Origin of the sequence: Actibacterium sp. 188UL27-1, assembly GCF_016901225.1 — a bacterium.
Lineage (GTDB): Bacteria > Pseudomonadota > Alphaproteobacteria > Rhodobacterales > Rhodobacteraceae > 188UL27-1.
Window position 1 is genome coordinate 310,357 of record NZ_JAFEUL010000001.1, and the last position, 25,641, is coordinate 335,997.

The window sequence follows — 25,641 nt, forward strand, 5'->3', positions numbered from 1 at the left end:
TGACGGCTGATGCGTTGGCAGGTCCGGATACACCGTCCTGTCACATTACCATGGTAGCGCATCGGGGCTGAAACCTGCCAATCATTCCGAGGCTTTAGATGTTCAAACCAGTTCTGACCGCTGCCCTTTTGTCCTTGTCCGCGAGCGTGGCTTTCGCCGCTGACATTTCCGGCAAATTGGTCCTTTACACGTCACAGCCGAATGCGGATGCGCAACAGACCGTGGATGCGTTTGTTGCCAAATATCCCGATGTTGAGGTCGAGTGGATCCGCGACGGCACCACCAAGGTGATGGCCAAGCTGCGCGCAGAGTTCGAAGCGGGCGCGCCCCAGCCGGATGTCCTGTTGATTGCTGACATGGTCACCATGGAAGGGCTGGAAGCCGAAGGACGGCTGATGCCGCACCGGGAGGCGGATGTGTCGGCCTATGACCCGTCCCTGATGGATGCCGAGAAGCACTATTTTTCAACCAAGCTGATCACGACCGGCATCGTCTATAACACGTCTGCGCCCATGGTCCCGACATCCTATGCCGATCTGCTCGATGAGGCCGCTAAGGACAAGCTGGCCATGCCATCGCCGCTGACATCCGGCGCGGCCACCATCCACATGGCTGCCATCACAGCGCACCCGGATCTGGGATGGGCGTTTTACGAAGGTTTGGCCGACCAGGGCGCAAATCCGCAAGGCGGCAATGGCGGCACCTACAAGGCGGTTGCCGGTGGTGAAAAGCTGTACGGATTCGTCGTGGATTTCCTGCCCATTCGCAACAAGCTTGAAGGCGCACCGGTCGAATTCGTGTTTCCCGAAGAAGGGGTTTCGGCCGTGACCGAACCTGTGGCCATCCTGTCGACCGCGCAGAACCCCGATGCGGCCAAGGCGTTCGTAGATTTTCTGATCTCTGCCGAGGGGCAGCAACTGGCCGCAGATATGGGATATCTTCCCGCGCATCCGGATATCGCATCCCCTGAAGGTTTCCCGCCGCTGAGCGAGATCAAATTGCTGGACTTTGACCCGGCCGCCGCCCTCGCCAGTGACCAGGATAACAAAGCCCGCTTTGTCGACATCTTCGGCGGCTGATGCGGCGCCGTCTTTGGGGCGGCGAAGGGATCGCCTTTGCCGTCCTTATCCTGATCTGCCTCGCCCTGTTCGTCGTTCCGCTGGGGCTTTTGGCGCGTGTGGCAGTTGGAGAGGGCTTCGCGGCAATTTCCGCCGCGCTTGACAGCCGGTCGGTCCCGAGGGCGATCTGGAATTCATTTGAAAGTGCGGCGCTGTCCGCATTGCTGGCGCTGATCGGCGGAACGTTGGCCGCGTTGGTCATGGGCCTGACCGATATCCGACTGAAAGGTTTGCTGACCTTTTTGTTACTGGTCCCGATGATGGTGCCGCCGCATGTCACGGCCATTGCGTGGGTGCAGGCATTGGGCCCGTCATCGGCCCTGCTGCAACTGCTGGGAATCGCGCCTGAGGTTGGGTCGACTCATCCGCTATATTCGCGCCAAGGCGTGATCTTTCTGCTGGGCATTCAACACGCCCCGCTTGTCTTTCTTGTTGTTTTGGCTGCCCTTCGGAGCCTTCCGCGGGAAATGTCGGATGCGGCACGGGTCGCCGGGGCGCGTCCCGGGCGTTTGCTGACCCGTATCCTTTTGCCGCTGCTGGCGCCGACCTTGATCGCCGGATATGCACTTGCCTTTGTCTCCGCGCTTGGCAATTTCGGGATCCCGGCGTTGTTGGGGATCCCGGCGCGTTACACGACGCTGCCTGTCCTGATCTGGCAGCGCCTCGCGAGTTTCGGGCCATCCGTGCTGACGGATATGGCGGTGATTGCGAGCTTGGTGGCCTTGATCGCTGTTGCCGCCGTGGTGTTTCAGATGTGGCTCGCCGGGCGAAGGCGAAATGCGCTGATCGGGCCGCCCCAGCCACCGCTGGACATTAAGTTGCATGGCCTGCGCATCGCGGTCGAATGCGCCGTGGTTCTGGTTATCCTGGCCACCCTGGTCTTGCCGATCACTGCACTTTTTGCGACAGCGCTGGTGCCGACCTATGGGGTGCCCCTGACGCGGGACACCGTGACGTTCGAAAATTTTGCCGAGATCCTGTTTCGTCAATCGGTCACGGCGCGGGCCTTTATGAATTCAACGCTTGTGGCCAGCGTGGCGGCGGTTGTCATCGCTATCCTGGCGACCTTCGTGGCGCGATATGCCGCCGCGCGCCATGGTATCACGCGCCGGATCGGCACGGTCATGACCGCCCTGGCAGAAATGACCTATGCGATCCCCGGCCTGGTGATCTCGGTTGCGTTCATCCTGGCCTTTATCCGGCCCCTGCCTGTCCTTGGCTTTTCCATCTACAATACGCTGACGATTATTCTGCTGGCCTATCTCTGCGCGTTCTTCTCGATCGCGCTGAAGCCGGTCACGGCTGCGACGCTTCAACTTGACCAAAGCCTGGATGAGGCGGCGCGGGTTGCGGGGGCGGGATTTTACCGCCGCATGACGCGCATCACCTTCCCCTTGATTGCGCCTGCGGCGGCATCGGGCGCGATCCTTGTGTTTCTGACGGCTTATAACGAGGTCACGGTATCGGCTCTGCTGTGGTCCAGCGGGACGGAAACGATCGGGACGACAATCTTCAATTACGAAGACGGAGGATATACGACGCTTGCTTCGGCCATGGCGGCGGTGACAATCATTGCCACGGTGTTTTTGATGGTCGTCCTTGATTATCTGGGCAGGCGTGCCCCACCGGGCGTCGTGCCCTGGCGGCTTTAGCCGGGTAACACCCATCCGCCGGAAAACTGCACATTTATGCGGTCCCTGATCCTGGCGGGCCGATCCAGATCCAGGGCGACGGGATCTGGCAGACCTTGGATCTGCGCCTCAACCTCCCAATATCCGCCGCGATACTGCACCGCGCTGATCTGCGCAGGTATCCCGTTTTCCGAGATCGACACAAATTTCGGACGGATGAAGATTTTGCCGGGCCCTGTTCCCTGAACCGGGAATTCATGGCCGTTTATCCGTGCCAGCCCGTTCTGCAGATCGGCATTGACCAATGTGCCGCGGCCAATGAACCGGGCGACCGTTTCGGTTGCAGGGCGCGTGTAGACCTCCTGCGGCGTGCCCAATTGCAGGAACCGCCCTTTATCCATCACGGCCATGAGGTCAGCCAGGGCCATGGCTTCGCGCTGGTCGTGGGTGATGTAGAGGGTCGTAACCCCTGATTTGTCATGGAAGGCGCGCAATTCACCTTCCATTGCGCCGCGCAGATGCGGGTCGAGATTGGCCAGCGGTTCGTCCATCAATATCGTTTGCGCATCGCCTGCCAGGCACCGCGCCAATGCCACGCGTTGGCGTTGACCGCCCGACAACGCCTCGGGCCGCCGGTCGGCAAACTCCGTCAGGGCCACGCGTTCCAGATGATCGGCAACGCGTGCGCGCGCATCCGTAGCGCCATATCCCCGGGCCTCGTAGGGAAAGGCCACGTTCTTTGCCACGCTGAGATGCGGCCAAAGCGCATATGACTGAAAGACAACGCCAACGTTCCGGTTTTCTGGAGGAACGTTCTGGCCTGCACCAAACACGGCGCGCCCGGAGAGGGCGATCTGACCGGTATCCGGCGCCTCCAATCCCGCAATCAGCCTCAGAAGGGTGCTCTTGCCGCAGCCCGATGCACCGACCACGCAGAAAAACGCGTTTTTCGGCACCTCGAACGAGACATCGTCTATCGCGCGCTGCCCCGAGAACGCCTTGGAGAGCGCTGAAACGCAAATGCTCATGATCCACCCGTTCCCCGCACCCCGTTTGGCCCCTCAGTGGCAGATCTTTGTGCCATTGTGAAACGATGATCGTTCCAACCGCCGGACGCGGCAGAACTGCGTGGCGGACCGTGTCAGCGCGGCGCCAGCAGATCGACCCCCAGTTGTTGGAACAGGTCGATATAATCGAGCAGAACCCAGTTTTCGGCAATGCGGCCCCCGGGGTCCTTGCTGAAATCACAGCGGTAGAAATCCATGACCCGCAGGGTGAGCGCCTTGTCGGTGGGGGGCACGCCCAGATATTCGGCCCGGTGGGTCATGGTGATCGACGGCCAGCCCGAGATCGCGGCATAATCGCCATCGCCAATCCGGCAATAATGATTTCCGCCCTTGCGGTCAGGGAAGGCGTTCAGAAAGGATTTGCGGTGATCTTTCACGAACCCGTCCCACAGGTAGTTTGACCCAATGCCACCCGGCCCGTACCAGAACATGTCGTCGGCCCAGGTTCCGCCATCGCCGATCTGCCCCTTTGAGGCGCCGGTATCGGGGTCATAGCTGTGCAGATCGCTGAGCATCCTTTGGACCAGGTTGATGGAGTCTGCGCTGCGCTGTGGCCGGTCGGGCAGAACGCCATCATGGGTGGCGGGGCCCGGAAACAGCATCTCGGTGCCCAAGGGATACGGGAAGGGGCTGCGACCTGTGGCCTGTCGGATAAGGTCCGGCAGGTCCAGTATGATGCGCGCCTTGATGATCTGCCCGTCATCGATGCGGTAGAATTCGCCTGCGCGCAGAAAGGCAAGGTGACCGGTGCCTTGGATGCCCCAAAGGTTGCCTTCGAAATTTCCGACGTAATGGGTGATGCTGGCGACCCACTGGCCGCCTTCGTCGCGGATATTGTCGCCACCGATAAAGATCTCATCGCGCCGGTGTAGGCCGGTCAGTGCGGCAGCCATCGTGCCATAAAGACCGTCCTGAACCGCTGCCGCGCCCTTTAAGCTGCCGACCGGCGCGCTGATGTCCCAAACGGCGGTGTCAGGAATGTGGGCGCGGGCCAGATCAGGGGCGATGGCCCGGGACAGTTTTGCCAAAATGCTGTGCGCGGTGTCTCGAAAAGCTGTCATCTTGGGCCTTGTCCTTCTAAGCTTCTGAAAAAAGGGCTTGGCAAAGCGTATCGCGCCTGTCTAGCCTTTTTGCATTCGTTTGCAAAAACGTGTGGTGATCAGGGAAGGGGGCTTTCCGTGGCCGAAATTCAGCTGAACAGTGTCTCAAAGCGGTGGGGCAGCTTTGTCGGGGTCGATAACTTTGATCTGACCATTGCCGACCAGGAATTTCTGGTCCTGCTCGGCCCGTCTGGCTGCGGGAAGACAACGACGATGCGGATGATCGCCGGTTTGGAGGATGTCACCGAAGGCGAGATCAAGATCGACGGGCGCGTTGTGAACGACCTGGACCCCAAGGATCGCGACATTGCGATGGTGTTCCAGTCCTATGGTTTGTATCCGAATATGAACGTTTATGAGAATATCCGCTTTCCCCTGAAGGTGCGCAAAGTCGACCCCGACAGCCATGATGAACGGGTCACCCGCGCCGCCGAGATGGTGGAATTGACGGATTTCATGCACCGCAAGCCGGCCGAACTGTCGGGCGGGCAGCGCCAGCGCGTCGCCTTGGCACGGGCGATTGTGCGGGAGCCGAATGTGTTTCTGATGGATGAGCCGCTGTCGAACCTTGACGCCAAGTTGCGGGTCAGCACGCGGGCCCAGATCAAGAACCTGAGCCATGCGTTGAAAGTCACCACCATCTACGTCACCCATGACCAGATCGAGGCGATGACCCTGGCAGATCGCGTGGTGGTTATGAAAAGCGGGATCGTCCAGCAAGTGGGCACCCCGACCGAGATTTACGACAACCCCGCCAACACATTCGTCGCCGGGTTCATCGGCAGCCCTGCCATGAACCTGATGGACGGCACGCTGGAGGGTGGCACCTTCCGCGGTGACAAGGTTGAGGTTACGGGTCTTTCTGGCCCGGACGGGCCTGTGACGCTGGGCTTTCGGGCCGAAGATGCCGAGGTCACCGATACCGGCGGTCAGATTGACGCTGCGGTTTACACGCTGGAATTGCTGGGTGACGCCACGATGATCACGGTACGGGCCGGTGGGGCCCTGGTCGCAGTCAAGGCCTCCAAAGAGTATCGCACGACCATTGGTGCGGCGGCGCAGATCAGCATTCCTGCCGACATATGCCATCTTTTCGACCAAACGAGCGGGGCGCGTATCTCTGCGCCGCACGGCCAATCTGACCAAACGAGTGGGGCGCCGATATCTGCCGCGCACGGGCAATAATGAGATAAGGGAGACACGACCATGATGATGACACGACTGGTGGCCGCCGGGGCCATTTCGCTACTGGGGACGGGCGCATTTGCGGAATGCGCCTTTGAAAATACGGTGCCGTTGAAATCACTCAGCGCCGGGTTCGAGGCCTGGAAATCCGTGACCGATGCCATGGCGGAATGCGGGAACTTTACCGCTGAGCTGGACCAGGAGTTCCGGACCAAGCAGCCTGCCGCGTTTGAGGCCAACCCATCGCTGTATCAAATCGGGGGTGTGTCGAATGGCACGTTCACGCCGCTGTTGAATGCGGGCACCATCCGGCCCCTGGATGATCTGGTGGAGAAATACGGGGGCGGCCTGGCGCCCAACCAGCTGATCCGCGTCGATGGCAAGATCATGGCGATTGCCATGATGGTGAACACCCAGCATCTGATGTATCGCGAGGATGTGCTGGCCGATCTGGGGATCGAGACACCTACGACCTATGACGCCGTTCTGGCCGCCGCCGAAAAGATCAAGGAGGCTGGCGTCGTCGAATATCCCGTTGGCGCCACGATGAAATCTGGCTGGAACATCGCCCAGGATTTCAACAACATGTTCCTGGGTTATGGCGGCACCTTTGTGAATGCCGATAATACGCCAGCCGTGAACACCGAGGCTGGTCTTCAGGCGCTGGAGACAATGAAGGCGCTGACGGTCTATATGGATCCGGAATACCTGGTCAGTGACTCGACCTATGTTCAGCAACAGTTCCAGCAAGGCAAGATCGCCATGGCGAACCTGTGGTCCAGCCGCGCAGGCGCTATGGATGATCCGGCCGAAAGCACCGTGGTCGGCAAGGTCAAAATGGGCATGGCGCCTTTGGCCGTGGATGGCGGCACGCCGGCGACGACATTGTGGTGGGATGGCATGGTGATTGCCAAGAACATCACCGATGAAGAAGCCGAGGCTGCGTTCCAACTGATCATGGAAGGCATGGACGAGGATATGGTCACGGCCGCCAATGATCAGGCGATCTGGCTGATCGGCGGCTATGTGCCCGGCGATGTGGCCCAGGGTGTTGTCGCCACAGCGACCCATGATCCTGCGCCGCTGGCCTACCCCTCGACCACACAGATGGGTTTGATGCACACGGCCCTGGGCAACGAGTTGCCTGCCTTCTTCACCGGGGAACGCGACGCCGCCGCGACGCTGGAGGCGGTTGAAGCCGCCTACACCACCGCCGCCAAGGAAGCCGGCATCCTCTGATCACACATTGCACCGGGCCCGCCATTTTGGCTGGCCCGGTGCCGCTGCTGGGGGCCCTGACATGTACTACTCGATCTCTGGGATCATCACGTTTGGTGCGCTGGTCGGATTGCTGCTGACCACCGATCCGGCCATGGACATCGTGTGGGGCCTCATCCTCTTTGCGTCTGGGTTTTTTCTGGGGGCCAAGCTGTGGGATCGCGATGTGGCGTTGGAGCAAACGGCGCAGGACGATCTTTCCGATCTGTCTGCGCAAGACCGCGCGCGCCTCGACGAACTATTGGCCGATGATCGCAAATTGGATGCGGTTAAGCCGTTATACCGCGATGGCGAGCGGCCGCTTGTGCGCGCCAAAGGCATCGTTGAGGCAAGGGAACAGGAGCCGGCATGAAATTCCGCACTTTCGCCAGTTTTGTCGGGCCATCGGTCTTTTTGATGCTGCTCTTCATCGCCTTCCCGCTGGTCAGTGTGTTTACGCAAAGTTTCCAACTGACCCAACCGGTCATGACCACGGTCGAGGTCGAGACCTGCACACCTGGTTTTCTGACCCAGACCTGCACGACTGAAACCAAGACCGTCCCAAAACTGACGGCCACCGGTGGTGTTGAAACGACCACGACCTGGGTCGGATTTCGCAGCTACCAGAATGTTCTGCAGATGGACAAGGTGTGGAGTGCCGTGGGAGCCGGACGGCTGGGCGATATCCTCCAGATTGATTTTTGGAAGGCGCTGCGGTTCACCCTAACCTTCACCTTGATCACGCTACCCCTGGTGCTGATCGTGGGGATGGGGATCGCCCTGGCTGTGAACAATGCCGCAGCATCGCTCAAGGGTCAGATCATCTTTATCTCGCTCTTGCCCTTTATCATCACCCCCGTGATCGGCGCGCTCAGTATCAGGTGGCTGTTCATCGGCGACGGCATCCTGACGGTCGCGCTGGAAAACCTGCTGGAGCGCGACATCGCGATGTTCGCCCAAGGGTGGACGATAGAGATCCTGATGCTGTTCTACCGGGTCTGGCATGTGGCACCCTTTGCCTTTGTGATCTTTTATGCGGGTCTCCAAACCGTCAACCAGGATACGTTAGAGTCCGCCATTATCGACGGTGCATCGCGGTGGGAGCGGCTGCGCTTTGTCGTGATCCCACATTTGATGCCACTGATCATCTTTATCTCTTTGATTCACCTGATGGATTCGTACCGCGTGTTCGAAGAGATCGTGGGCTTCACCAGCCAAGCCCATGTGATCAGCCTGCAATGGTTGACCTACGATTTCCTGCAGCCGGACGACTCGGGCAACCGCGCCATCGGGCGGGCCTCTGCCTCGGCCATGTTGACGATGATCGGCATCGTGATCCTGCTGGTCCCGCTGCTGCGCCGCACGTGGCGCGACCATAGGGGGAGCAACTGATGGCCACGCCGCGCGCATTGCAGCAATCGCTGCCGTTGAAAATGGCGTCTGCCGGGTTCCTGATCTTCTGGTGCCTGCTGGCGGCGTTCCCGATCTTTTGGATCGCGGTGATGAGTTTCAAAACGCCCGTGGATGCCTTTGCCGCCAACCCGCTTTCCGTGATCTTCGGGCCAGAAACACGGGCGCGCGGGTCAGGCCTGTCGATCCTGGATATCGTCTTTGGTCTGACGGTGCTGATTGTAGCGGGGCGGATGGCGTTCCGCCGCTTGCCGGGCTGGGTGGCGCGGTTCACGCCGCCGCATTTGCTGGTTCTGGGTTGGCTGATCGGCGCGTTGGCCTTTGCCATCGTCTTTCTGGTGGTGTTCTTTGGGATCCTACCGCCGGTCATGGGCGTCTTGAACGCGATTCTTGGGCCGCTGGGCAATCCGGTGATCGGGCTGACGACCGAACATTACGTGGCCGTCTGGGGCGAGAATGCCTTTTACCGCAATTTCCTGAACTCTCTAATGGTGACGGCGGGCGTGGTGACCGTCTCGCTAACCGTGGGGACCTTGGCTGGCTACGGCCTGGCGCGGTCCGGTGCAGGCATCGCATTCTGGATCTTGATCATCGCGCTGATCTTCCGCGCGCTGCCCCATTCGGTGCTGGTGGCGGGCTATTTGCCTGTGTTCATCAACTCGGCTGAGATCCTGCGCCCTATCCTGGGGGAGAATGCGCCAACGCTCTACGGTCAGCCGCTGGCGGTGATCGCGGTCCTGGTTTCCATCAACCAACCATTCACAATCTGGATGTTGCGCAGCTTCTTCCAGAACATCCCGACCGACCTGGACGAGGCGGCCCGGGTCGATGGCTGCACTCATTTCCAGGCGTTTCGCTGGGTGATCATGCCGGTCATGTGGCCAGGGGTGATCACGACTGGCCTGTTCAGCTTTTTGTTGGCCTATAACGACTTCCTGGTGACATCCCTGCTGCTGGACGCCCAGAACCAGACCATGGTCCCGGCCATTGCCAGCTATTTCAACCGCGAGACGACGACGACCGATCAGGTCGAAGCGGTGGCGGCTGCTGTGTCGATCACCGCACCGTTGTTCTTGTTGGTCATGGTGTTCCAACGCCAGATCGTCAGCGGGTTGACTGCAGGTGCTGTCAAAGGATGAAGACACGTATTGCAGAGGATTGCCAGTCGGTCGAGCGCGATCCAAGGGTGTGCAATCCCTTTTTGCAACCGGTTGCAATATGCGCTGACTTCTGTTTTATCGGTAACACGGGAGCGTTTCCAAAGCCTTGCCTAGCGCTTTCGTAAACGATTACGCTTGTGTGCAGGAGTAATTTGATAGCGCAATCAGTTTATAGGTTGCCTTGTCAGGAATTAGTTGCAACCACTAAGCGGTGCATTCCGGGGTCGCCTCCGGAGGTTACTTTAGGCGCAGGACAAGCGCTGGTTCAAATGGGAGGAAAGTTCATGAAAAAATTGATCGCGACGGCGATGGCAACGGCTCTGCTTGCAGGAGTCGCCATGGCGCAGGAGCGTTATGTGGTCATCACGCACACCCAGGGCACTGACCCGTTCTGGCCGGTGGTTGAAAAGGGGGCACGCGATGCGGCTGAAGCCGTTGGTGCCACCATCGAATACAACTTTGACGCATCCGGCGACATGGCTGGCATGGCCAAGCTGATCGAGGCCGCTGCTGCGACCCAGCCCGACGGCATTGTCGTGTCGTTGCCCGATGCCGCGGCGCTTGGTCCGGCGATCAAATCGGCATCCGATTCAGGTGTGCCTGTGATCACGATCAATTCGGGTCTTGAATCTTCCAAAGAGGTCGGCGCGTTGATGCATGTCGGTCAGCCGGAATATGACGCGGGTAAAGCCGCAGGTGACCGCGCCAAGGAAGAAGGCGTAACAACCGGCCTGTGCCTGAACCAGGAAGCGTTTAATACGGCTTTGGTCGACCGTTGCACCGGCTATTTCGAAGGAATAGGCCAAGATCTGAACATGATCGACGTGTCGAATGACGTGACACAGATCGAAACCCGGACCGCCGCTGCGTTGCAGGCTGATGAATCCATCGATGGTGTTTTGGCCGTGGGGCCCCATGTCTGTGAAGCCGCCGTCAAGGCCATCGCCGATGTTGGCGCTGACGTGCATCTGGCCTGCTTTGACCTGAGTCCGGGTGTGATGGACATGATCGAAGCCGGTCAGGCCGCCTTTACCATCGACCAGCAGCAACGTTTGCAGGGCTACATGCCGATCATCGCGCTGCACCTCTACAATAACAGCGCGGGTCTGCTTCCTGGCGCCAACATTCCATCCGGCCCCGGTTTCGTGGACAAGTCCAATGCCGCCGCCGTCAAGGAACTGGCTGGCGTCGACCGCTAAGCGTTACACGGAAACAGGCGGGCTGGTCCCGCCTGTTTCTTTCTGGGTAGAGGATTTCAAAGCAAGAGGTTGGCATGTCAGGACGGAGCGAATCCGATCGCCTGAAACAAGAGACGAGACTCCAGCGGCTGGTACGGCGGCCCGAGATCGGCACATTCGTCGTGATGGTGATCATCATCGTGGCGCTCGCCTTTTTCTCCAGCGGCAAGGCCTATAACGCTTTGGGTCTAAAGAATAACATCGCCATTATCGCGCAATACGGTATCATCGCCACCGGCGCGGCCTTGCTGATGATTTCGGGCGAGTTCGACCTGTCGATTGGTTCGATGATCGGCTTTGCGGGCATGTCCATGGCGATGATGCTGAAATGGGGTCTGCCCTTTGGCTTGGGCGAGGCGACACCCATTACCGCCTTCATCTTTACGATGGCCATGACACTGGCCTTGGGGTGGTTGATCGGCACAATCGTGGTCCGATCTGGCCTGTCCAGCTTTATCGTGACACTCGCATTCCTGTTCTTCCTGCGCGGCGCGACCGAGGTTGCCTATCGCTACATCAACAAATCCACCCAGATCTCGGGTCTGCCCGACTACAAGCAGAACAGTTGGTTCGCCGAGATGATGGGGGGCGAGGTCTTTGGCTGGTTCTACGATGTCTGGTTCATGTTGGGTGGCAACCTGAACCGCCGCGGCGAACAGTGGGTCACCGGCTTCGACGCGCGGTTCCTGTGGTGGATCATCATTGCGGCTGCGGCCTATTTCATTCTCAGCCGCACCCGGATCGGCAACTGGATCTTTGCCACGGGCGACAACAAGGAGAGCGCGCGGGCCAATGGTGTGCCGGTCAATGCTGTAAAGGTCGGCTTGTTCATGTTCACGGCGTTCTGCGCCACGATGTTTGCCGCCTGCCAGGTCTTTGACACCAACACGTCGGACGCGGCCAAGGGCAACCTGATGGAGCTTTACGCCATTGCCATCGCCGTGGTTGGCGGCACGCTGATGACCGGCGGTTTCGGTTCGGTTCTGGGCGTGGCCTTCGGGGCCGTGACCGTTGGGCTTGTGGCCAATGCGGTGTTTTTTATTCCGCAGATCGATGGGTCCTGGTTCCGGGTCTTCTTGGGGGGTATTCTGCTGGCGGCCGTGTTCGCCAATGAACGCATCCGCAAACGCATCACGGGGGGGATTTGAGCCATGGCGGATCAACCCTTTTTGCGCTGCGAAAAGCTGGTCAAGAGGTTCGGGCCATTCACGGCCCTGGGCGGCGTGGATCTGGATGTCTATTCCGGGGAGGTCCATGCCTTGCTGGGCGACAACGGCGCGGGCAAATCGACCCTGATCAAAACCTTGGCAGGCGTCCATGCGCCCACCGAAGGACAGATCTACATCGAAGGGGCGCCGGTGACGTTTCGCACCCCCCGCGATGCCTCCAATGCGGGGATCGGGACGGTCTATCAGGATCTGGCCGTCAACCCGTTGATGAGTGTCACGCGCAACTTCTTCATGGGGCGCGAGCTGACCAATAGCTTCGGCGTGCTCAACATGAAACAGATGGACGAGATCACCCATGATGAGATGCTGAAGATCGGGATCGATATTTCGGACCCGTCCCAGGCCGTGGGCACGATGTCAGGCGGTCAACGCCAGACCCTGGCCATCGCACGCGCGATCCATTTCGGTGCTAAGGTCCTGATCCTGGACGAGCCGACCTCGGCCCTGGGGCAAAAGCAGCAGATGGAAGTGTTGAAAACGATGATGCGGGTCCGCGCTCGGGGCGATATCGCGATCATCTTCATAACCCATAACGAGATCCATTCCAAGCTGGTGGCCGATCGGATGACGTTTCTGGCGCTGGGTCAGGTCATTGGGTCCGGTACGAAGGCTGAATTGGAAGGTGAGGATATCCGCCGCCTGATGGCCGGTGGCGCCGAGATGGCGGATCTGGAACAGGAGCTGGCGGCGATCTGATCCCGATTGGAATGCTGGATTGTATGCCTCCGGCGGGGATATTTTAGGACACATGATGAGGGTGGGTTAGTCCGCAGGGTCGGCCCATCGGCGTTTATCTGACCCGGGCGACGACGTAATCGGCCAGGTCGACCAGCATGTCCTTTAACTCGCTGGAGGGGAGGGACGTAAGGGCCGATTTGGCCAGATCCGACCAGCGGACAGCTTCGATGCGGGTGGCCTCCATCGTGCCGTGATGGGCGATCAGGGACAGGGCCTGGTCCAGATCACCATCCCGTTGATCCCCTTTCTCGATCACGCGTTGCCAAAAGGCGCGTTGTTCGGCATCGGCAACAGCGACGGCTTTGATCACCGGCATCGTCAATTTGCGCTCGCGGAAATCGTCGCCGATGTTTTTGCCCGTTGCCTGGGTGTCACCGCCGTAATCCAGTAGGTCATCGACGATCTGGAAACTGATGCCAAGCGCGTCGCCATAGGTGCGCAACGCATCGACTTGATTGGCGTCGACCCCGGCGATGACCCCGCCCACCTCGGTGGCGGCAGCGAAAAGTGCCGCGGTCTTGCCACGGACGACCTTCAGGTAAATCTCTTCATCTGTGGACAGGTCCTGGGCCGCGGTCAATTGCAGCACTTCACCTTCGGCAATGGTGGCCGACGCATTGGACAGGATGTCCAGCACGCGTAAATTGCCGGTTTCAACCATCAACTGAAAGCTGCGGGCGAATAGATAGTCGCCCACCAGAACGCTGGATTTGTTATCCCAGAGCAGGTTCGCCGTTGGGCGCCCGCGGCGCTGGCCGCTTTCATCCACGACATCATCATGGAGCAGCGTGGCCGTGTGGATAAACTCTACCGTCGCTGCCAGATTGATGTGGAACGGCCCCCCATAGCCGCACATCCGCGCGGTCGCCAAGGTCAGCATCGGGCGCAAGCGTTTGCCACCGGCCTCGACCAGATGGGCGGTTACTTCGGGGATGCGCGGCGCATGCTCCGAGGCCATGCGCGCCCGGATCAGCGCGTTGACCGCAACCAGGTCATCGGCCAGCGCTTTGGCCAAACGTTCATGCGGTTTCTCGGTAGCGTGGTCCAGGCCCATCACGGTCTCGTCACTTGGCTCGACATCCGGGTCAAACTGCCCTTAAGTCCTTGGGTTATGAGGGAAGTCTTGCGCACAACAGATCCGACGATCATTGCCTATGCACAGGCTTTGCTCAGTGGCGAAGATATAGACTGCTTCACCATGGACGTCCACATGAGCGTGCTGGAAGGCAGCATTGGCGTATTGCCGCGGCGGCTGATGGTGCGGTCGGCCGATCTGTTCATCGCGCGGGCTATCCTGGTGGATAACAACATCGCCGTGACCGAGGACCGCTGAGGGTGGATCTGACACAGGATGCGTTTTTGGGGGGGCGGGTTCGGATCTGGCAGCCCGAGCGCGGCTACAGGGCTGGGGTTGACCCGGTTTTGCTGGCGGCCGCTTGCCCGGCAGAGGCAGGTGAGACTGTGCTGGAACTGGGATGCGGCGTTGGCACGGCGAGCCTATGTCTGGCGGCGCGGGTTCAGGGCGCGGGCTTGACCTGCATCGAAATTCAGTCCGACATGGCCGCTTTGGCCCGGCGGAATGCCGTCGAGAATGCAGTGGATCTTGGCGTGCATGACGGTGATCTGACCAAACCGCCGCCTAATATTCGCGATCGGAATTTCGATCACGTGATCGCCAACCCGCCATATTTTCGGCGGGAGGCGGGTAGTGCGGCCGCCGATGGCACCCGCGAAACTGCGCTGGGTGAAGTGACCCCGCTGGCGGATTGGTTGGATGCGGCGCGGCGGCGGTTGAAACCCAAGGGCTGGTTGACACTGATACACCGGCCGGAGCGGTTGACGGATCTTTGTGCTGGCCTGTCTGGTTTCGGTGATATCCGCCTGTTGCCGATCGCGCCGCGCGACGGGCGAGAGGCCAGCCTTGTTGTGATCCGGGCCCGCAAGGGGGCCCGGGGGCCTTTGCGCTTGTTGGCGCCATTCATCATGCATGACGGCGCAGAGCATGTTCTGGACGGGGATGATTACACGGCAATGGCCAAGTCGGTCCTGCGCGACGCGGCGGCTCTGCCGGGCTTTTAGGCGCCGCCGCCACCCGGTGATTAACCTAACGTCAATCTTTTCGGCGACAGTTTGTGCTGACCAGCATGTGTAACGCTCGCGTGACACGACTCGGAAAGTGTGTTGGGATCGAAATGTTTGCAACGAAGAGAGGATCAACGATGTCAGTTAGCGCGCATATCCAGGAACTCCGCAAAAAACATCAGTATCTCTCGGAACGAGTCGAACAGGAACAGCGCAGCCCCGGAACCGATGCCCTACAGATTGCCGAACTGAAAAAGCGCAAGCTCCAGCTGAAAGAAGAGATTACGCGGTTGTCGCAGGTCTAGCGACACCCCTTGATGTGGCGCTCACGGTGCCACATCCGCCGCTGGGATCAAGATCTTGCTGGCTTCGTACGATGACAGATCCGCGGTTTCCGCCTCCATCCATTCCAGAAATGCTTTGACCTGTGGCCGCATCTCGGCTCCCTTGGGGCAGACGAACCGGTAATGTGCCTCGGTCGTCAACGCGGTCGCGTAGGGTGCGACCAGCCGCCCCTCTCGCAACGCTTTCTGTGTCAGAGAAATTCGTCCCAAAACCACGCCCGCCCCCTCCAATGCGGCATCAATCGCATGATCGGCCTGGCTGAACGTCGGGCCACCATGGCTGGGGGCAACACCGATATCCGCGGCCCGGAACCAGGCTGCCCAGTCGATGGGGGGCTTTAAAAACCGGGTATCATCCTGGTGCAGCAATGGCGCATGATGCAGATCGGCGGGTGTGGCAAAATCTGCGGCCAGGGCCGGGGTCATCATCGGTGTCAGCCATTCCCGGATGATCGGCACGGAATAAAGGCCGTCATCCGCGGTCAGGCCAAAGCGGATTGCGACGTCGACCTCGTCCCGGGCAAAGTCCAGGATCCGCAAAGTCGCCGTGAACCGAAGTTCGATTTCCGGATGCTTTTGGGCAAAGTGAAAAAGCCGGGGCGCCAGCCATTTGGCCGTAAAGGCCGGGCCTGCCGTGATGGTGAGAGCCGTCTGATCGCCCATCCGCCGCGCCGCGCGCCAGCTATCGGTCAAAGCGGCGAACCCGTCGGCGGTGCCGGGATAGAGCATTCGGCCAACCTGGGTCAGTTCCACCGCGCGGTTCAAGCGGCGAAAGACCGGTTGGCCCAGATGCTCTTCCAGGGATTTGATTTGAAAGCTGAGTGCGGCCGGAGTGACGTTCAGTTCGGCTGCTGCCTTGCTGAAGGATAAATGACGGGCTGCCGCCTCAAAGGCGCGCAAGGCGGTCAGGGGCGGTAGGCGATCATTCATATTCGAACAAGTATTACTTAACTGAAGGCCGGTAAAGTCTCGTTTGTCGCTTGGGATGTGCGGGTCCATATTGGGATCAGATAGAAAAATTTGACCCTTGAAAGGACGTTCTGATGTTCGAGGCACCGACAAACTTGATCACGCGCGACGCTATCCGTAAGGCCCATGCCGAGCGCGCCCGCGCGTTCAATGCCGCGATTTACTACCTGTTTCACCCCTTTGCCAAATAACAGGGCACACCACAAAAAAGGCCTGTCCCCGCGGGGACAGGCCTTTTTTTGAGTCTGTAAAACCGATCAGGCCAGGTACTGACCACCATTGGCCGAGATCGTGGAGCCGGTGATGAACCCCGCATCATCCGAGGTCAGGAAGACGACAGCGCGCGCCATCTCTTCCGGCTCACCTAGGCGGCCGACGGGGATTTGCGGCAGGATCACCTCGTTCATGACTTTCTCGGGGATGGTGCTCATCATCTCGGTGTTGATGTAGCCGGGGCACAGGATGTTGACGGTGATGCCGGCGCGCGCCCCTTCCTGGGCCAGGGATTTGGTAAAACCAATATCGCCGGCTTTCGAGGCAGCGTAATTGGCTTGGGCAAACTGACCCTTTTGACCGTTGATCGATGAAATCGTCACGATTCGCCCGAACTTGCGCTCCCGCATGCCGCCCCAAACGTTATGGGTCATGTTGAAAACGCCGGTCAGGTTCGTGTCGATCACTTCGTGCCATTGCTGGGGGGACATCTTGTGGAACGGCGCGTCGCGCGTGATGCCCGCATTGTTCACCAGAATTTCGACAGGGCCCAGATCGGCCTCCACCTGTGCGATGCCATCCTTGCAGGCATCGTAATCGCCGACAGACCATTTATAGGTCTTGATGCTGGTTTCTGCGGTGAACTTGGCCGCCGCTTCGTCATTGCCGCCATAGGTTGCCGCAACCGCGCACCCCTCTGCAGCCAAAGCCTTTGCAATGGCCGCGCCGATGCCGCGCGATCCTCCGGTAACCAGTGCAACACGTCCCATGGATGTCCTCCTTCTTATGTCCTGTCAGGCCCGGTTTCATTCTGTGACCGGTGCCAACAGATAGGCGGTGCAGGATCGCATCGCCTTGATATATATCAGAAAAGTACGGTTTCGCGCGCCGGGTTAGCCGCGCTCCACACAAAGGGCGACCCCCATGCCACCACCGATGCACAAGGTTGCAAGGCCCTTCTTGGCGTCGCGGCGCTTCATCTCGAACAGCAAGGTGTTCAGGACGCGGCAGCCCGAGGCGCCGATGGGGTGACCGATGGCAATCGCGCCGCCATTGACATTCACGATGGCCGGATCCCACCCCATATCCTTGTTCACAGCACAGGCTTGGGCGGCGAAGGCCTCGTTCGCCTCGACCAAGTCCAGATCATCGACCTTCCAGCCGGCCTTTTCCAGCGCCTTGCGGGACGCATGGATCGGCCCGACACCCATGATCGAGGGGTCCAGGCCTGCTGTCGCGTAGCTTGCAATCCGGGCCAGGGGCTCAATCCCGCGCTTTTCGGCATTGTCGGCGGTCATCAGCAGGGTCGCCGCCGCACCATCATTCAGGCCGCTGGCATTGGCAGCGGTCACTGAACCGTCCTTAGCGAATGCCGGGCGCAGCTTGGCCATGGCCTCGATCGTGGCACCGTGGCGGATATATTCGTCCGCATCCACCGTGATGTCGCCTTTGCGATGCTTGACGACAAAGGGGATGATCTCGTCCGCGAACTTGCCAGCCTTTTGGGCCTCTTCGGCTTTGTTCTGAGATTTGACGGCAAATTCGTCCTGCATGTCACGGCTGATTTGCCACTGTTCTGCAACGTTTTCAGCGGTTTGACCCATATGGTAGCCGTTGAACGCATCCCACAAACCGTCACGGATCATGGTATCGATATAGGACATGTCGCCCATCTTCTGGCCCTGGCGCAGCGTGGCGGCATGGGGGGCGAGGCTCATGCTTTCCTGGCCACCGGCCGCGACGATATCGGCGTCGCCCAGTTGGATATGCTGGGCCCCAAGGGCCACCGCACGCAGGCCCGAACCGCAAACCTGGTTGATGCCCCAGGCCGCACTTTCCTTTGCTAGACCGGCATTGATATGGGCCTGACGGGCTGGGTTTTGGCCCTGTGCAGCGGTCAGAACCTGTCCCAGAATCGTTTCGGAGACCTCTGCCTTGTCGATGCCAGCGCGGGCAATCACACCTTCCAGAACAGTTGCGCCCAGATCATGGGCCGGCGTATTTGCGAAAGATCCAAGAAAGCTGCCAACAGCGGTGCGGCCCGCCGAAGCGATGACGACATTGGTCATGTGAGGCTCCTATCCCACAGGTTTGGGCGGAGCCACGCGATGAATCGCTGCATTTTAACCCCACCAGATGGGGAACACAGGTAAGGCACAGCGCGGCAGGGGCGCAACCGCCCCCTTTGGCTTATTTCATGGGGCTGAGTGACGCGGGGGCATATGCCGCCTAGGCAGAGCGCCTGTCAGGCATTTCAAGCCCATCGGGGTGGGGCAGGGTGGCGGGTTTGCTGAAGTGATATCCCTGCAGGCAATCGATGCCCAACTCGGCCGCGATCTGCGCCTCGGCACCCGTCTCGACCCCTTCGGCGACGGTGAACAGATCGAAATGGCGCGCCACATCCCGCAGCGCGGTAACCAAGGCGCGATTGTCTGGATCAGTATCGAGATTGCGGATAAAGCACTGATCTATCTTGAGAATATCGAATTTGAAATCCTTGAGATGCCGCAGCGACGTATAGCCTGCGCCAAAGTCATCCAAGGCGAAGCTGGTGCCATGGGTTTGCATCTCTTCCATAAAGAGCGCCGTGATATCGGGCGAGACCATTGCGGAGCTTTCGGTGATTTCGAGGATCAGGCGCTCTGCCAGGGTGGGGTCATCGTGGATCCCCCGGCGAAAGGTCTCGATCCAGGGATCGTGATAGATTGACCGCGCCGACATGTTAATCGAAAGGCGGATATCGGGACGGGCCTGCAAGGTCTGCAGGCCGAGTTCAAGCGCTTTGCAATCGATGATTCGACCAAGATCATCCGCCTCACAGGTCTGCATGAAATCACGGGCGGGAATGACGCGGCCCATATCGTCGGTGATACGGATAAGCCCTTCATAGAAGGCAGTTTTCTCGGGTGATCGGGCATCTACAACGGGTTGAAACAACAAGAAGGCGTCGCCGCGGTCCAAGGCTTCCCGCACAGTGCGCAGGATGTGGCGATTTCGCAGGGCGAGCGCTGCAGAGATCGGGTTGGGCAAAGTGGGGTCGGTGGGTTGGATCATCATGACAGGCAACTCTCAAAATGGGCGTTCTCTGATTGTTCTGATACCCTTGAGATGGTAAATGTAAGATAAATTTTCGATATTTGTTCCGCTTTTCGGAAAGCTTGAAGAAAGAAGGTCCATGTCAGACAGATGCGGCTGGGTGGGGCAGGAGCCCATTTACATTGAGTACCACGATACCGAATGGGGGGTGCCGGAATATGATAGTCGTGCGCTATGGGAAAAGCTGATCCTGGATGGATTTCAGGCCGGGCTGTCCTGGATCACCATATTGAAAAAGCGGGATAATTTCCGAGAGGCCTTTGCCGGTTTTGCCCCCGATATCATTGCGGGTTGGGGGGAGGCAGAGGTTGAGGTTCTGCTGCAGAATGCGGGTATCATTCGCCACCGCGGCAAGATCGAGGCGACCATCGGCAATGCTCAGGCGTGGTTGCGAATTGAGCAGGCGCAGGGTTTTGACCGTTTCCTGTGGGATTACATGGGCGGCGGGCCGTTGCAAAACCGGTGGGTCACCCTGTCAGATGTGCCGACTCATACGCCGCTATCCGTGCAGATCTCCAAGGACCTTAAGGCGGCGGGTTTCAAATTCTGTGGTCCCACGATTGTCTATGCCTTCATGCAGGCTGTAGGTATGGTGAACGATCATCTGGTGACCTGTCCACGTCATGCCGAGCTGTCGCCGCCCGATTAGCATGCCGGTCCTGCGAAATTGATGCCAATGCCACACATTTGCACGCTGCTTCACCGCGCTGTCAGTTAAGGCGATCAGAAGAATCTTGCCGTCTTTGGCGAGTTATTTCGCTTTGTCTTGACAAAAGCCAATTCTCTTGTGGGCAACTTCGCGATTTTTACCAGAAGTTAACTTTAATGGCTTTTTAGAAGCGTTGTGCGGTCAACAATGCGGCTGCTTAAAGATTTTCGTTGACGATAATGCCCGTGACCCGGGTTGATATCAGGAGTGAGCCATATGTTTTTGAGAATGCTCGTTGCGGGCACGGCGCTGCTTTGCGCGACCAGTGTTTCTGCTGCGACGGTGTCCTATTCGGACAGCATCAGCCTTCAAACAACCAACTGGGAAGAGCAGCTGTCCTTGCCGCAGTTCGATACCACGTTTGGTTTCTTGAACAGTGTGACACTGACGTTGACGGCTATGATTGAAGGAGGCGCCGCGGCCGAGAGCAAGGATGCGGCGGCAAGTACCGTCGTCTTGGATCTTAGCGCGACACTCACTGCAGCAACCAATCTGATCCCCGAGATTGCCAAAGCCATCCCGTTGGTGGTTGAGCAGTTCAACGCCACCGCTTTTGATGGCACTGTGGATTACGCAGGATCGTCCGGTTTGACATTGGATGACTTGCAGGCCAGCGACAGTGGAAGCGGTGTTGTGACCGGATCAGACCTGGATGAATTTATCGGCGACGGCACTGTCGAGATTTTGCTGACGGCCCTGGGAACGGCATCGGGGACGGGTTCGGGAAATCTGTCAACCGACTTCAATATGGATGCCTCTGCGGCTGTCGAAATCACATACGATTACACGCCATCGGCCATTGCAGTCGTGCCGCTCCCGGCCGGTGCTGTGTTGATGCTCACCGGGTTGGGCGCTGTTGGTTTTGTCGGACGTCGGCGCCGATTGAAAGGGTTGTGAACGTAACGAGTTGATACGAGTAGGGTCGCAACAGCACATGGATCATCACTCATGAGATCAGCGCCTGCCGCGACCGCGGGCGCTGATTTTCTATGGCCGCGCGGTTGATCGGACCGCTCACAGCACCCCGGCGAGTGGTCTTGTGTCCTCGGTTCAGCTTTCGGCGGCCAGCGCGTTCAGGATCGCGATGGCGCTGTCGCTATCCCACTGCGCATCCCCGCGCAGGCGCGCGATCTCATTGCCGTCGGGATCAAGAATGACCGTGATCGGCAGACCAAGGACCGCCATTTGCCGGGCCAGCAGTTGTTTGGGGTCGCGGTAGAGGGGCAGGTTATCGACCCCGATCTCTTCAAAGAACTTTTTCATACCGGTCAGCGAATTCCGACCCGTCGCAATGGTCACCACCTCGACGGGTTTGCCCTCCATCTCGCGCGCGAGATTCGACAGCATCGGCATTTCGTGCCGGCAAGGGGCGCACCAAGTGGCCCAGAAGTTGAGTACGATGTATTTCCCTTGGAACTTGCTCAATTGGTGCGGCGCCTCGGCTTCGTCGATGAATCTTATATCCAGCGGTGCAGGTTGCGGGTCGCTGACGAAATTCAGCTTTTTCATATCGCCGGTCCGCAATGCCTCGATCTGGGACATGTCGGCATGAGCTGCATTTGCAGACAGGGCGAGTGCGATATAAAGGATCGCGGATCTGAGCTTCATCTCGTTTCCTCTTTCTTCGGGAGCCTTGCCCGCATGACCAATTCCAACGACGCGCCCAAGGGCGCCAACCAGATGTGGGGCGGCCGGTTCGCCGCCGGGCCCGATGCGATCATGGAGGCGATCAATGCCTCCATCAGTTTCGACCAGCGGTTGGCCCGGCAGGATATTGAGGGCTCTCGTGCCCATGCTGCCATGCTCGCCCAACAAGGTATCATCAGCATTACCGATGCGGAAGCGATCCGGGAAGGGCTTCTCACGGTGTTGTCAGAGATTGAGGCGGGAGACTTCGCCTTCAGCACAGCGTTGGAAGACATACATATGAATGTCGAGGCGCGCCTGACTTCGCTGATCGGCGAACCGGCGGGGCGGTTGCATACGGCACGGTCGCGCAATGACCAGGTGGCGCTGGATTTCCGGCTGTGGGTGAGAGAGCAATGCGACGCAGCCGTGGAGGGGATTGAGGCGTTGATGAAAGCCTTGGTGGCCCAGGCGGAGGCAGGTGCGGACTGGGTGATGCCCGGCTTCACCCATCTGCAAGTTGCACAGCCCGTCACCTGGGGTCATCACATGTTGGCCTATGTGGAGATGTTGGCGCGCGATGCTGCGCGGTTTCGCGATGCGCGGATCCGCATGAACACGTCGCCTCTGGGGGCTGCTGCGCTGGCAGGCACGTCCTTTCCGATTGATCGGGAGATGACGGCACGGGCTTTGGGGTTCGACTGCCCGGCGGCGAACTCACTGGATGCGGTCAGCGACCGGGACTTCGCCTTGGAGTTCCTGTCGGCCAGTGCGATTTGCGCCACCCATCTGAGCCGGCTGTCGGAGGAATTGGTGGTCTGGTCCTCGGCCCAGTTTCGGTTCGTGGCGATGTCGGACCGGTTCTCAACCGGATCATCGATCATGCCACAGAAGAAGAACCCCGATGCGGCGGAGTTGATCCGGGCCAAGGTGGCGCGGATCACCGGCGCCATGGTCGCGCTGTTCACCGTGATGAAGGGCCTACCGCTGACTTATTCCAAGGACATGCAGGAGGACAAGGAACAGGTCTTTGATGCCGCCGACACGCTGATGCTCAGCCTGGCCGCGATGACCGGTATGGTGTCGGACATGTCCGCCAATCGCGAAGTCCTGTCTCAGGCGGCCGGACAGGCCTTTTCAACGGCGACGGATCTGGCGGATTGGCTGGTGCGCGCTTTGGGCCTGCCTTTCCGGAAGGCGCATCATATCACCGGTGCCCTTGTGGCTTTGGCCGAAGCGCAAGGGGTGGATCTGGCAGATCTGAGCCTGGCGCACATGCAGGGCGTGCATGGCGGGATCACCGATGACGTCTATACGGTGTTGGGGGTGGACAATTCCGTGGCCAGCCGCACCTCTTATGGCGGTACGGCGCCCGAAAATGTGAGGGCGCAGGTGGTGCGGTGGAAGGAACATTTGGGATGAGATACGTGGCAGCTGCCTTGGCGCTGATCGGATTGACTGGATGCGGCGTGGATGGCGAGCCCAAGCGGCCTGAATTGTCTGGCAATGTCACCATGGGGGTCGGCTCCGATGGCGATGTGCGGGTGCGGACCCGGACGACACTTGCCAATGACCGGTTTGGCGTGAGCCTGGATCTGTGATGTCACCGATGCGATGGATTTATCTGGCATTGGCGATCTGGGGGTCGATCCACCCGATGTATTACTTCGTCAGTTGGTTCAATGCGAATGGTTGGTCGCTGGGTGGTCTGGTGGATAGCTGGTACGTCCATGACGGGACGACCGGACTGGTGTGGGATCTGACAATCGCCGCGATTGCGCTGACCATATGGATCGTGGCCGAGGCGGTGCAGAGGCGTGATTGGCTGTCCCTGCTGGCGATTCCCACGATCTACGGTATCGGGGTGAGCTGCGGATTGCCGCTTTATCTGTTTCTGCGCAGTCGTAATCGCGCGGCGGCCTGACCGAGCGGCTGCTAAAATGCGGCGCTGACGCGCCATTACATTCTCCTCTGGTGCATCTTGACCGCGGATTGGCCCTGGTGTCGGGCGGCTGCAAGGAGTTGGGATCGCGCGCGCAGCGCGCGCCGGGCCCAACGCATGGACCTTGCGGCTTTGCCGCGTCGGACCATGGGGCGGGAGCACCCCCGACCTGGGATAATGCGCCACGATTGCCTCGCGGGCTGGGTCTGATATCACGCGTGGGCTGCGTTCGATGAAAGGTATCGCCGGTGGACCACTTTTTGTATCGGGATGGCGTTTTATGCGCCGAAGATGTGCCCCTGGCCGAGATTGCGGCCAAGGTGGGGACGCCGTTCTACTGCTATTCCACGGCAACGCTGACCCGGCATCACGCCCTTTTTGAGGAGGCGCTGTCCGGGTTGGATCATATGATCTGTTTTGCCATGAAGTCAGCCTCCAACCAGGCGATCCTGAAGGTTCTGGCCAATCTGGGCGCGGGGATGGATGTGGTGTCCGGCGGGGAATATGCCAGGGCGCGCGCGGCCGGTGTGCCCGGTGACCGGATCGTATTCTCCGGTGTTGGGAAGACCGAGGGCGAGATGCGGATGGCATTGGACGGTGGCATCCGGCAATTCAATGTCGAGAGTGAGCCGGAAATGGCGGTCCTTAGTCGGGTCGCCTCCGAGATGGGTCAAATTGCTCCGATTACCATTCGGGTGAACCCCGATGTTGATGCCAGGACACATGAAAAGATCTCGACCGGAAAGAAAGAGGACAAGTTCGGCATTCCAATCACGCGTGCGCGGGAGGTCTATGCCGCGGCGTCGTCCCTTCCGGGGCTGAAAGTGATCGGCATAGATGTGCATATCGGCAGCCAACTGACCGATCTGGAGCCTTTTGAGCAAGCCTATCTGAAAGTCGCCGAACTGACCGAAACCTTGCGCGCGGATGGGCATGAGATTAGCCGTCTTGATCTGGGCGGTGGCCTTGGCATTCCCTATGCGCGTTCCAATGAGGCACCGCCGTTACCGCTGGATTATGGTGCCCTGATCAAACGCACAGTCGGGCATCTGGGCTGCGAGATCGAGATCGAGCCGGGGCGGCTGATCTCGGGCAATGCGGGGATCATGGTGGCCCGTGTGATCTATGTGAAATCTGGCGAGGATCGGCAGTTCCTGATCATTGACGGGGCCATGAATGATCTGATCCGCCCGGCCATGTATGGTGCCTATCACGACATTGTGCCGGTGGTCGAACCCGCCCCGGGCCAGCCCCAGGCGCGCTACGATATCGTTGGGCCGGTCTGCGAATCTGGTGATACTTTCGCCAAATCGCGCGATATGCCGCCGGTTCAGGCCGGTGATCTGGTGGTCTTCCGCTCTGCCGGTGCTTACGGGGCGGTTATGTCGTCGGAATACAACACGCGGCCATTGATCCCGGAGGTGCTTGTGCGCGAAGATCAATTCGCCGTCATCCGGCGCCGCCCTACCTATGAGGAGATGATTGCCCGCGATACTGTGCCAGCGTGGCTGTAAGCCGCGTGAGAGG

General features: G+C 59.6%; 27 protein-coding genes. 19 read left to right on the forward strand and 8 right to left on the reverse strand.

The window, feature by feature from the left end:
• Positions 1-98: 98 nt before the first annotated feature.
• Together IU397_RS01690 and IU397_RS01695 are read left to right on the forward strand one after the other, a co-directional pair.
• Positions 99-1,079, forward strand: a complete 981-nt coding sequence (locus IU397_RS01690; protein ID WP_204409961.1) for an ABC transporter substrate-binding protein — start codon at positions 99-101, stop codon at positions 1,077-1,079.
• The gene (locus tag IU397_RS01695; RefSeq protein ID WP_204409963.1) at positions 1,079-2,770 is read left to right on the forward strand and encodes an iron ABC transporter permease; all 1,692 of its coding nucleotides are present in this window, start codon (positions 1,079-1,081) and stop codon (positions 2,768-2,770) included. The genes IU397_RS01690 and IU397_RS01695 overlap by 1 nt, the downstream gene beginning before the upstream one ends.
• On the opposite strand, the gene IU397_RS01700 is transcribed toward IU397_RS01695, so the two are convergent.
• Together IU397_RS01700 and IU397_RS01705 are read right to left on the reverse strand one after the other, a co-directional pair.
• On the reverse strand, positions 2,767-3,777 hold the full coding sequence (locus tag IU397_RS01700) for an ABC transporter ATP-binding protein (RefSeq protein ID WP_204409965.1): 1,011 nt from the start codon (positions 3,775-3,777) through the stop codon (positions 2,767-2,769). The genes IU397_RS01695 and IU397_RS01700 overlap by 4 nt on opposite strands.
• Positions 3,778-3,890: 113 nt before the next feature.
• A complete protein-coding gene (locus IU397_RS01705; RefSeq protein ID WP_204409967.1) occupies positions 3,891-4,877 on the reverse strand; it encodes an ester cyclase in 987 nt (328 codons plus the stop codon).
• A gap of 117 nt (positions 4,878-4,994) precedes the next feature.
• On the opposite strand from IU397_RS01705, the gene IU397_RS01710 reads away from it, so the two are divergent.
• The 8 genes from IU397_RS01710 to IU397_RS01745 all read left to right on the forward strand — a co-directional run bounded on the left by IU397_RS01710 (position 4,995) and on the right by IU397_RS01745 (position 13,091).
• A complete protein-coding gene (locus IU397_RS01710) occupies positions 4,995-6,101 on the forward strand; it encodes an ABC transporter ATP-binding protein (RefSeq protein ID WP_204409969.1) in 1,107 nt (368 codons plus the stop codon).
• Between the two features lie 21 nt (positions 6,102-6,122).
• A complete protein-coding gene (locus IU397_RS01715; protein ID WP_204409971.1) occupies positions 6,123-7,340 on the forward strand; it encodes an ABC transporter substrate-binding protein in 1,218 nt (405 codons plus the stop codon).
• 61 nt (positions 7,341-7,401) lie between these two features.
• Positions 7,402-7,731: a hypothetical protein gene (locus IU397_RS01720; RefSeq protein ID WP_204409973.1), complete on the forward strand. Its 330-nt coding sequence runs from the start codon at positions 7,402-7,404 to the stop codon at positions 7,729-7,731.
• A complete protein-coding gene (locus IU397_RS01725) occupies positions 7,728-8,750 on the forward strand; it encodes a carbohydrate ABC transporter permease (protein ID WP_204409976.1) in 1,023 nt (340 codons plus the stop codon). The genes IU397_RS01720 and IU397_RS01725 overlap by 4 nt, the downstream gene beginning before the upstream one ends.
• Complete coding sequence (locus IU397_RS01730; RefSeq protein WP_204409978.1) at positions 8,750-9,907, forward strand: carbohydrate ABC transporter permease; 1,158 nt, start codon at positions 8,750-8,752, stop codon at positions 9,905-9,907. Before IU397_RS01725 ends, IU397_RS01730 begins: the two co-directional genes overlap by 1 nt.
• Positions 9,908-10,212: 305 nt before the next feature.
• Entirely contained in the window at positions 10,213-11,127 is a 915-nt protein-coding gene (locus IU397_RS01735; protein WP_204409981.1) for a sugar ABC transporter substrate-binding protein, read from the forward strand.
• Positions 11,128-11,201: 74 nt separating this feature from the next.
• Complete coding sequence (locus IU397_RS01740; RefSeq protein WP_204409984.1) at positions 11,202-12,314, forward strand: ABC transporter permease; 1,113 nt, start codon at positions 11,202-11,204, stop codon at positions 12,312-12,314.
• A 3-nt stretch (positions 12,315-12,317) separates the two neighbouring features.
• Entirely contained in the window at positions 12,318-13,091 is a 774-nt protein-coding gene (locus IU397_RS01745; protein WP_204409986.1) for an ATP-binding cassette domain-containing protein, read from the forward strand.
• A 94-nt stretch (positions 13,092-13,185) separates the two neighbouring features.
• Here the strand turns inward: IU397_RS01745 and IU397_RS01750 are convergent, their stop codons facing one another.
• Positions 13,186-14,187: a polyprenyl synthetase family protein gene (locus IU397_RS01750; RefSeq protein ID WP_204409988.1), complete on the reverse strand. Its 1,002-nt coding sequence runs from the start codon at positions 14,185-14,187 to the stop codon at positions 13,186-13,188.
• Positions 14,188-14,244: 57 nt separating this feature from the next.
• Here IU397_RS01750 and IU397_RS01755 point away from each other — a divergent pair, with 57 nt between their 5' ends.
• The 3 genes from IU397_RS01755 to IU397_RS01765 all read left to right on the forward strand — a co-directional run bounded on the left by IU397_RS01755 (position 14,245) and on the right by IU397_RS01765 (position 15,520).
• Positions 14,245-14,466 (forward strand): DUF2007 domain-containing protein, encoded by a 222-nt coding sequence (locus IU397_RS01755; RefSeq protein WP_204409991.1) that lies wholly within the window; start codon positions 14,245-14,247, stop codon positions 14,464-14,466.
• A 2-nt stretch (positions 14,467-14,468) separates the two neighbouring features.
• Positions 14,469-15,212: a tRNA1(Val) (adenine(37)-N6)-methyltransferase gene (locus tag IU397_RS01760; protein ID WP_370541592.1), complete on the forward strand. Its 744-nt coding sequence runs from the start codon at positions 14,469-14,471 to the stop codon at positions 15,210-15,212.
• 140 nt (positions 15,213-15,352) lie between these two features.
• Entirely contained in the window at positions 15,353-15,520 is a 168-nt protein-coding gene (locus IU397_RS01765) for a YdcH family protein (RefSeq protein WP_204409993.1), read from the forward strand.
• A gap of 21 nt (positions 15,521-15,541) precedes the next feature.
• On the opposite strand, the gene IU397_RS01770 is transcribed toward IU397_RS01765, so the two are convergent.
• From IU397_RS01770 to IU397_RS01785, 4 genes are all read right to left on the reverse strand, one after another.
• Entirely contained in the window at positions 15,542-16,489 is a 948-nt protein-coding gene (locus IU397_RS01770; protein ID WP_204409995.1) for a transcriptional regulator GcvA, read from the reverse strand.
• 296 nt (positions 16,490-16,785) lie between these two features.
• Positions 16,786-17,511 (reverse strand): acetoacetyl-CoA reductase, encoded by a 726-nt coding sequence (phbB, locus tag IU397_RS01775; RefSeq protein WP_204409997.1) that lies wholly within the window; start codon positions 17,509-17,511, stop codon positions 16,786-16,788.
• Between the two features lie 123 nt (positions 17,512-17,634).
• Entirely contained in the window at positions 17,635-18,810 is a 1,176-nt protein-coding gene (locus tag IU397_RS01780) for an acetyl-CoA C-acetyltransferase (protein ID WP_204409999.1), read from the reverse strand.
• Positions 18,811-18,970: 160 nt separating this feature from the next.
• Positions 18,971-19,798, reverse strand: coding sequence for an EAL domain-containing protein (locus IU397_RS01785; RefSeq protein ID WP_239479528.1), 828 nt, complete (start codon positions 19,796-19,798; stop codon positions 18,971-18,973).
• 118 nt (positions 19,799-19,916) lie between these two features.
• Here IU397_RS01785 and IU397_RS01790 point away from each other — a divergent pair, with 118 nt between their 5' ends.
• Positions 19,917-20,486: a DNA-3-methyladenine glycosylase I gene (locus IU397_RS01790; protein ID WP_204410001.1), complete on the forward strand. Its 570-nt coding sequence runs from the start codon at positions 19,917-19,919 to the stop codon at positions 20,484-20,486.
• A 276-nt stretch (positions 20,487-20,762) separates the two neighbouring features.
• Positions 20,763-21,443, forward strand: a complete 681-nt coding sequence (locus IU397_RS01795; RefSeq protein ID WP_204410584.1) for a choice-of-anchor E domain-containing protein — start codon at positions 20,763-20,765, stop codon at positions 21,441-21,443.
• Between the two features lie 153 nt (positions 21,444-21,596).
• Here IU397_RS01795 and IU397_RS01800 read toward each other — a convergent pair whose 3' ends face one another.
• Positions 21,597-22,154, reverse strand: a complete 558-nt coding sequence (locus IU397_RS01800) for a TlpA disulfide reductase family protein (protein WP_204410003.1) — start codon at positions 22,152-22,154, stop codon at positions 21,597-21,599.
• 33 nt (positions 22,155-22,187) lie between these two features.
• On the opposite strand from IU397_RS01800, the gene argH reads away from it, so the two are divergent.
• From argH to lysA, 4 genes are all read left to right on the forward strand, one after another.
• Complete coding sequence (gene argH, locus IU397_RS01805; protein WP_204410005.1) at positions 22,188-23,594, forward strand: argininosuccinate lyase; 1,407 nt, start codon at positions 22,188-22,190, stop codon at positions 23,592-23,594.
• Positions 23,591-23,773 carry a hypothetical protein gene (locus tag IU397_RS01810; protein ID WP_204410007.1) on the forward strand — a complete coding sequence of 61 codons (183 nt, stop codon included), beginning with the start codon at positions 23,591-23,593 and terminating at the stop codon, positions 23,771-23,773. The genes argH and IU397_RS01810 overlap by 4 nt, the downstream gene beginning before the upstream one ends.
• A complete protein-coding gene (locus IU397_RS01815) occupies positions 23,773-24,096 on the forward strand; it encodes a DUF2834 domain-containing protein (protein WP_204410009.1) in 324 nt (107 codons plus the stop codon). The genes IU397_RS01810 and IU397_RS01815 overlap by 1 nt, the downstream gene beginning before the upstream one ends.
• A 266-nt stretch (positions 24,097-24,362) precedes the next feature.
• Positions 24,363-25,628, forward strand: coding sequence for a diaminopimelate decarboxylase (gene lysA / locus IU397_RS01820; protein ID WP_204410011.1), 1,266 nt, complete (start codon positions 24,363-24,365; stop codon positions 25,626-25,628).
• Positions 25,629-25,641 lie beyond the last annotated feature (13 nt).

Coding starts and splice junctions, on each gene's coding strand:
- IU397_RS01705 (WP_204409967.1), bottom strand. CDS start 4,877: ATGACAGCTTTTCGAGACACCGCGCACAGCATTTTGGCAAAACTGTCC.
- IU397_RS01730 (WP_204409978.1), top strand. CDS start 8,750: ATGGCCACGCCGCGCGCATTGCAGCAATCGCTGCCGTTGAAAATGGCG.
- IU397_RS01700 (WP_204409965.1), bottom strand. CDS start 3,777: ATGAGCATTTGCGTTTCAGCGCTCTCCAAGGCGTTCTCGGGGCAGCGC.
- IU397_RS01690 (WP_204409961.1), top strand. CDS start 99: ATGTTCAAACCAGTTCTGACCGCTGCCCTTTTGTCCTTGTCCGCGAGC.
- IU397_RS01745 (WP_204409986.1), top strand. CDS start 12,318: ATGGCGGATCAACCCTTTTTGCGCTGCGAAAAGCTGGTCAAGAGGTTC.
- IU397_RS01750 (WP_204409988.1), bottom strand. CDS start 14,187: ATGGGCCTGGACCACGCTACCGAGAAACCGCATGAACGTTTGGCCAAA.
- phbB (WP_204409997.1), bottom strand. CDS start 17,511: ATGGGACGTGTTGCACTGGTTACCGGAGGATCGCGCGGCATCGGCGCG.
- IU397_RS01770 (WP_204409995.1), bottom strand. CDS start 16,489: ATGAATGATCGCCTACCGCCCCTGACCGCCTTGCGCGCCTTTGAGGCG.
- argH (WP_204410005.1), top strand. CDS start 22,188: ATGACCAATTCCAACGACGCGCCCAAGGGCGCCAACCAGATGTGGGGC.
- IU397_RS01735 (WP_204409981.1), top strand. CDS start 10,213: ATGAAAAAATTGATCGCGACGGCGATGGCAACGGCTCTGCTTGCAGGA.
- IU397_RS01765 (WP_204409993.1), top strand. CDS start 15,353: ATGTCAGTTAGCGCGCATATCCAGGAACTCCGCAAAAAACATCAGTAT.
- IU397_RS01725 (WP_204409976.1), top strand. CDS start 7,728: ATGAAATTCCGCACTTTCGCCAGTTTTGTCGGGCCATCGGTCTTTTTG.
- IU397_RS01715 (WP_204409971.1), top strand. CDS start 6,123: ATGATGATGACACGACTGGTGGCCGCCGGGGCCATTTCGCTACTGGGG.
- IU397_RS01740 (WP_204409984.1), top strand. CDS start 11,202: ATGTCAGGACGGAGCGAATCCGATCGCCTGAAACAAGAGACGAGACTC.
- IU397_RS01780 (WP_204409999.1), bottom strand. CDS start 18,810: ATGACCAATGTCGTCATCGCTTCGGCGGGCCGCACCGCTGTTGGCAGC.
- IU397_RS01800 (WP_204410003.1), bottom strand. CDS start 22,154: ATGAAGCTCAGATCCGCGATCCTTTATATCGCACTCGCCCTGTCTGCA.
- IU397_RS01790 (WP_204410001.1), top strand. CDS start 19,917: ATGTCAGACAGATGCGGCTGGGTGGGGCAGGAGCCCATTTACATTGAG.
- IU397_RS01755 (WP_204409991.1), top strand. CDS start 14,245: ATGAGGGAAGTCTTGCGCACAACAGATCCGACGATCATTGCCTATGCA.
- IU397_RS01720 (WP_204409973.1), top strand. CDS start 7,402: ATGTACTACTCGATCTCTGGGATCATCACGTTTGGTGCGCTGGTCGGA.
- IU397_RS01785 (WP_239479528.1), bottom strand. CDS start 19,798: ATGATGATCCAACCCACCGACCCCACTTTGCCCAACCCGATCTCTGCA.
- IU397_RS01795 (WP_204410584.1), top strand. CDS start 20,763: ATGTTTTTGAGAATGCTCGTTGCGGGCACGGCGCTGCTTTGCGCGACC.
- IU397_RS01695 (WP_204409963.1), top strand. CDS start 1,079: ATGCGGCGCCGTCTTTGGGGCGGCGAAGGGATCGCCTTTGCCGTCCTT.
- IU397_RS01810 (WP_204410007.1), top strand. CDS start 23,591: ATGAGATACGTGGCAGCTGCCTTGGCGCTGATCGGATTGACTGGATGC.
- IU397_RS01815 (WP_204410009.1), top strand. CDS start 23,773: ATGTCACCGATGCGATGGATTTATCTGGCATTGGCGATCTGGGGGTCG.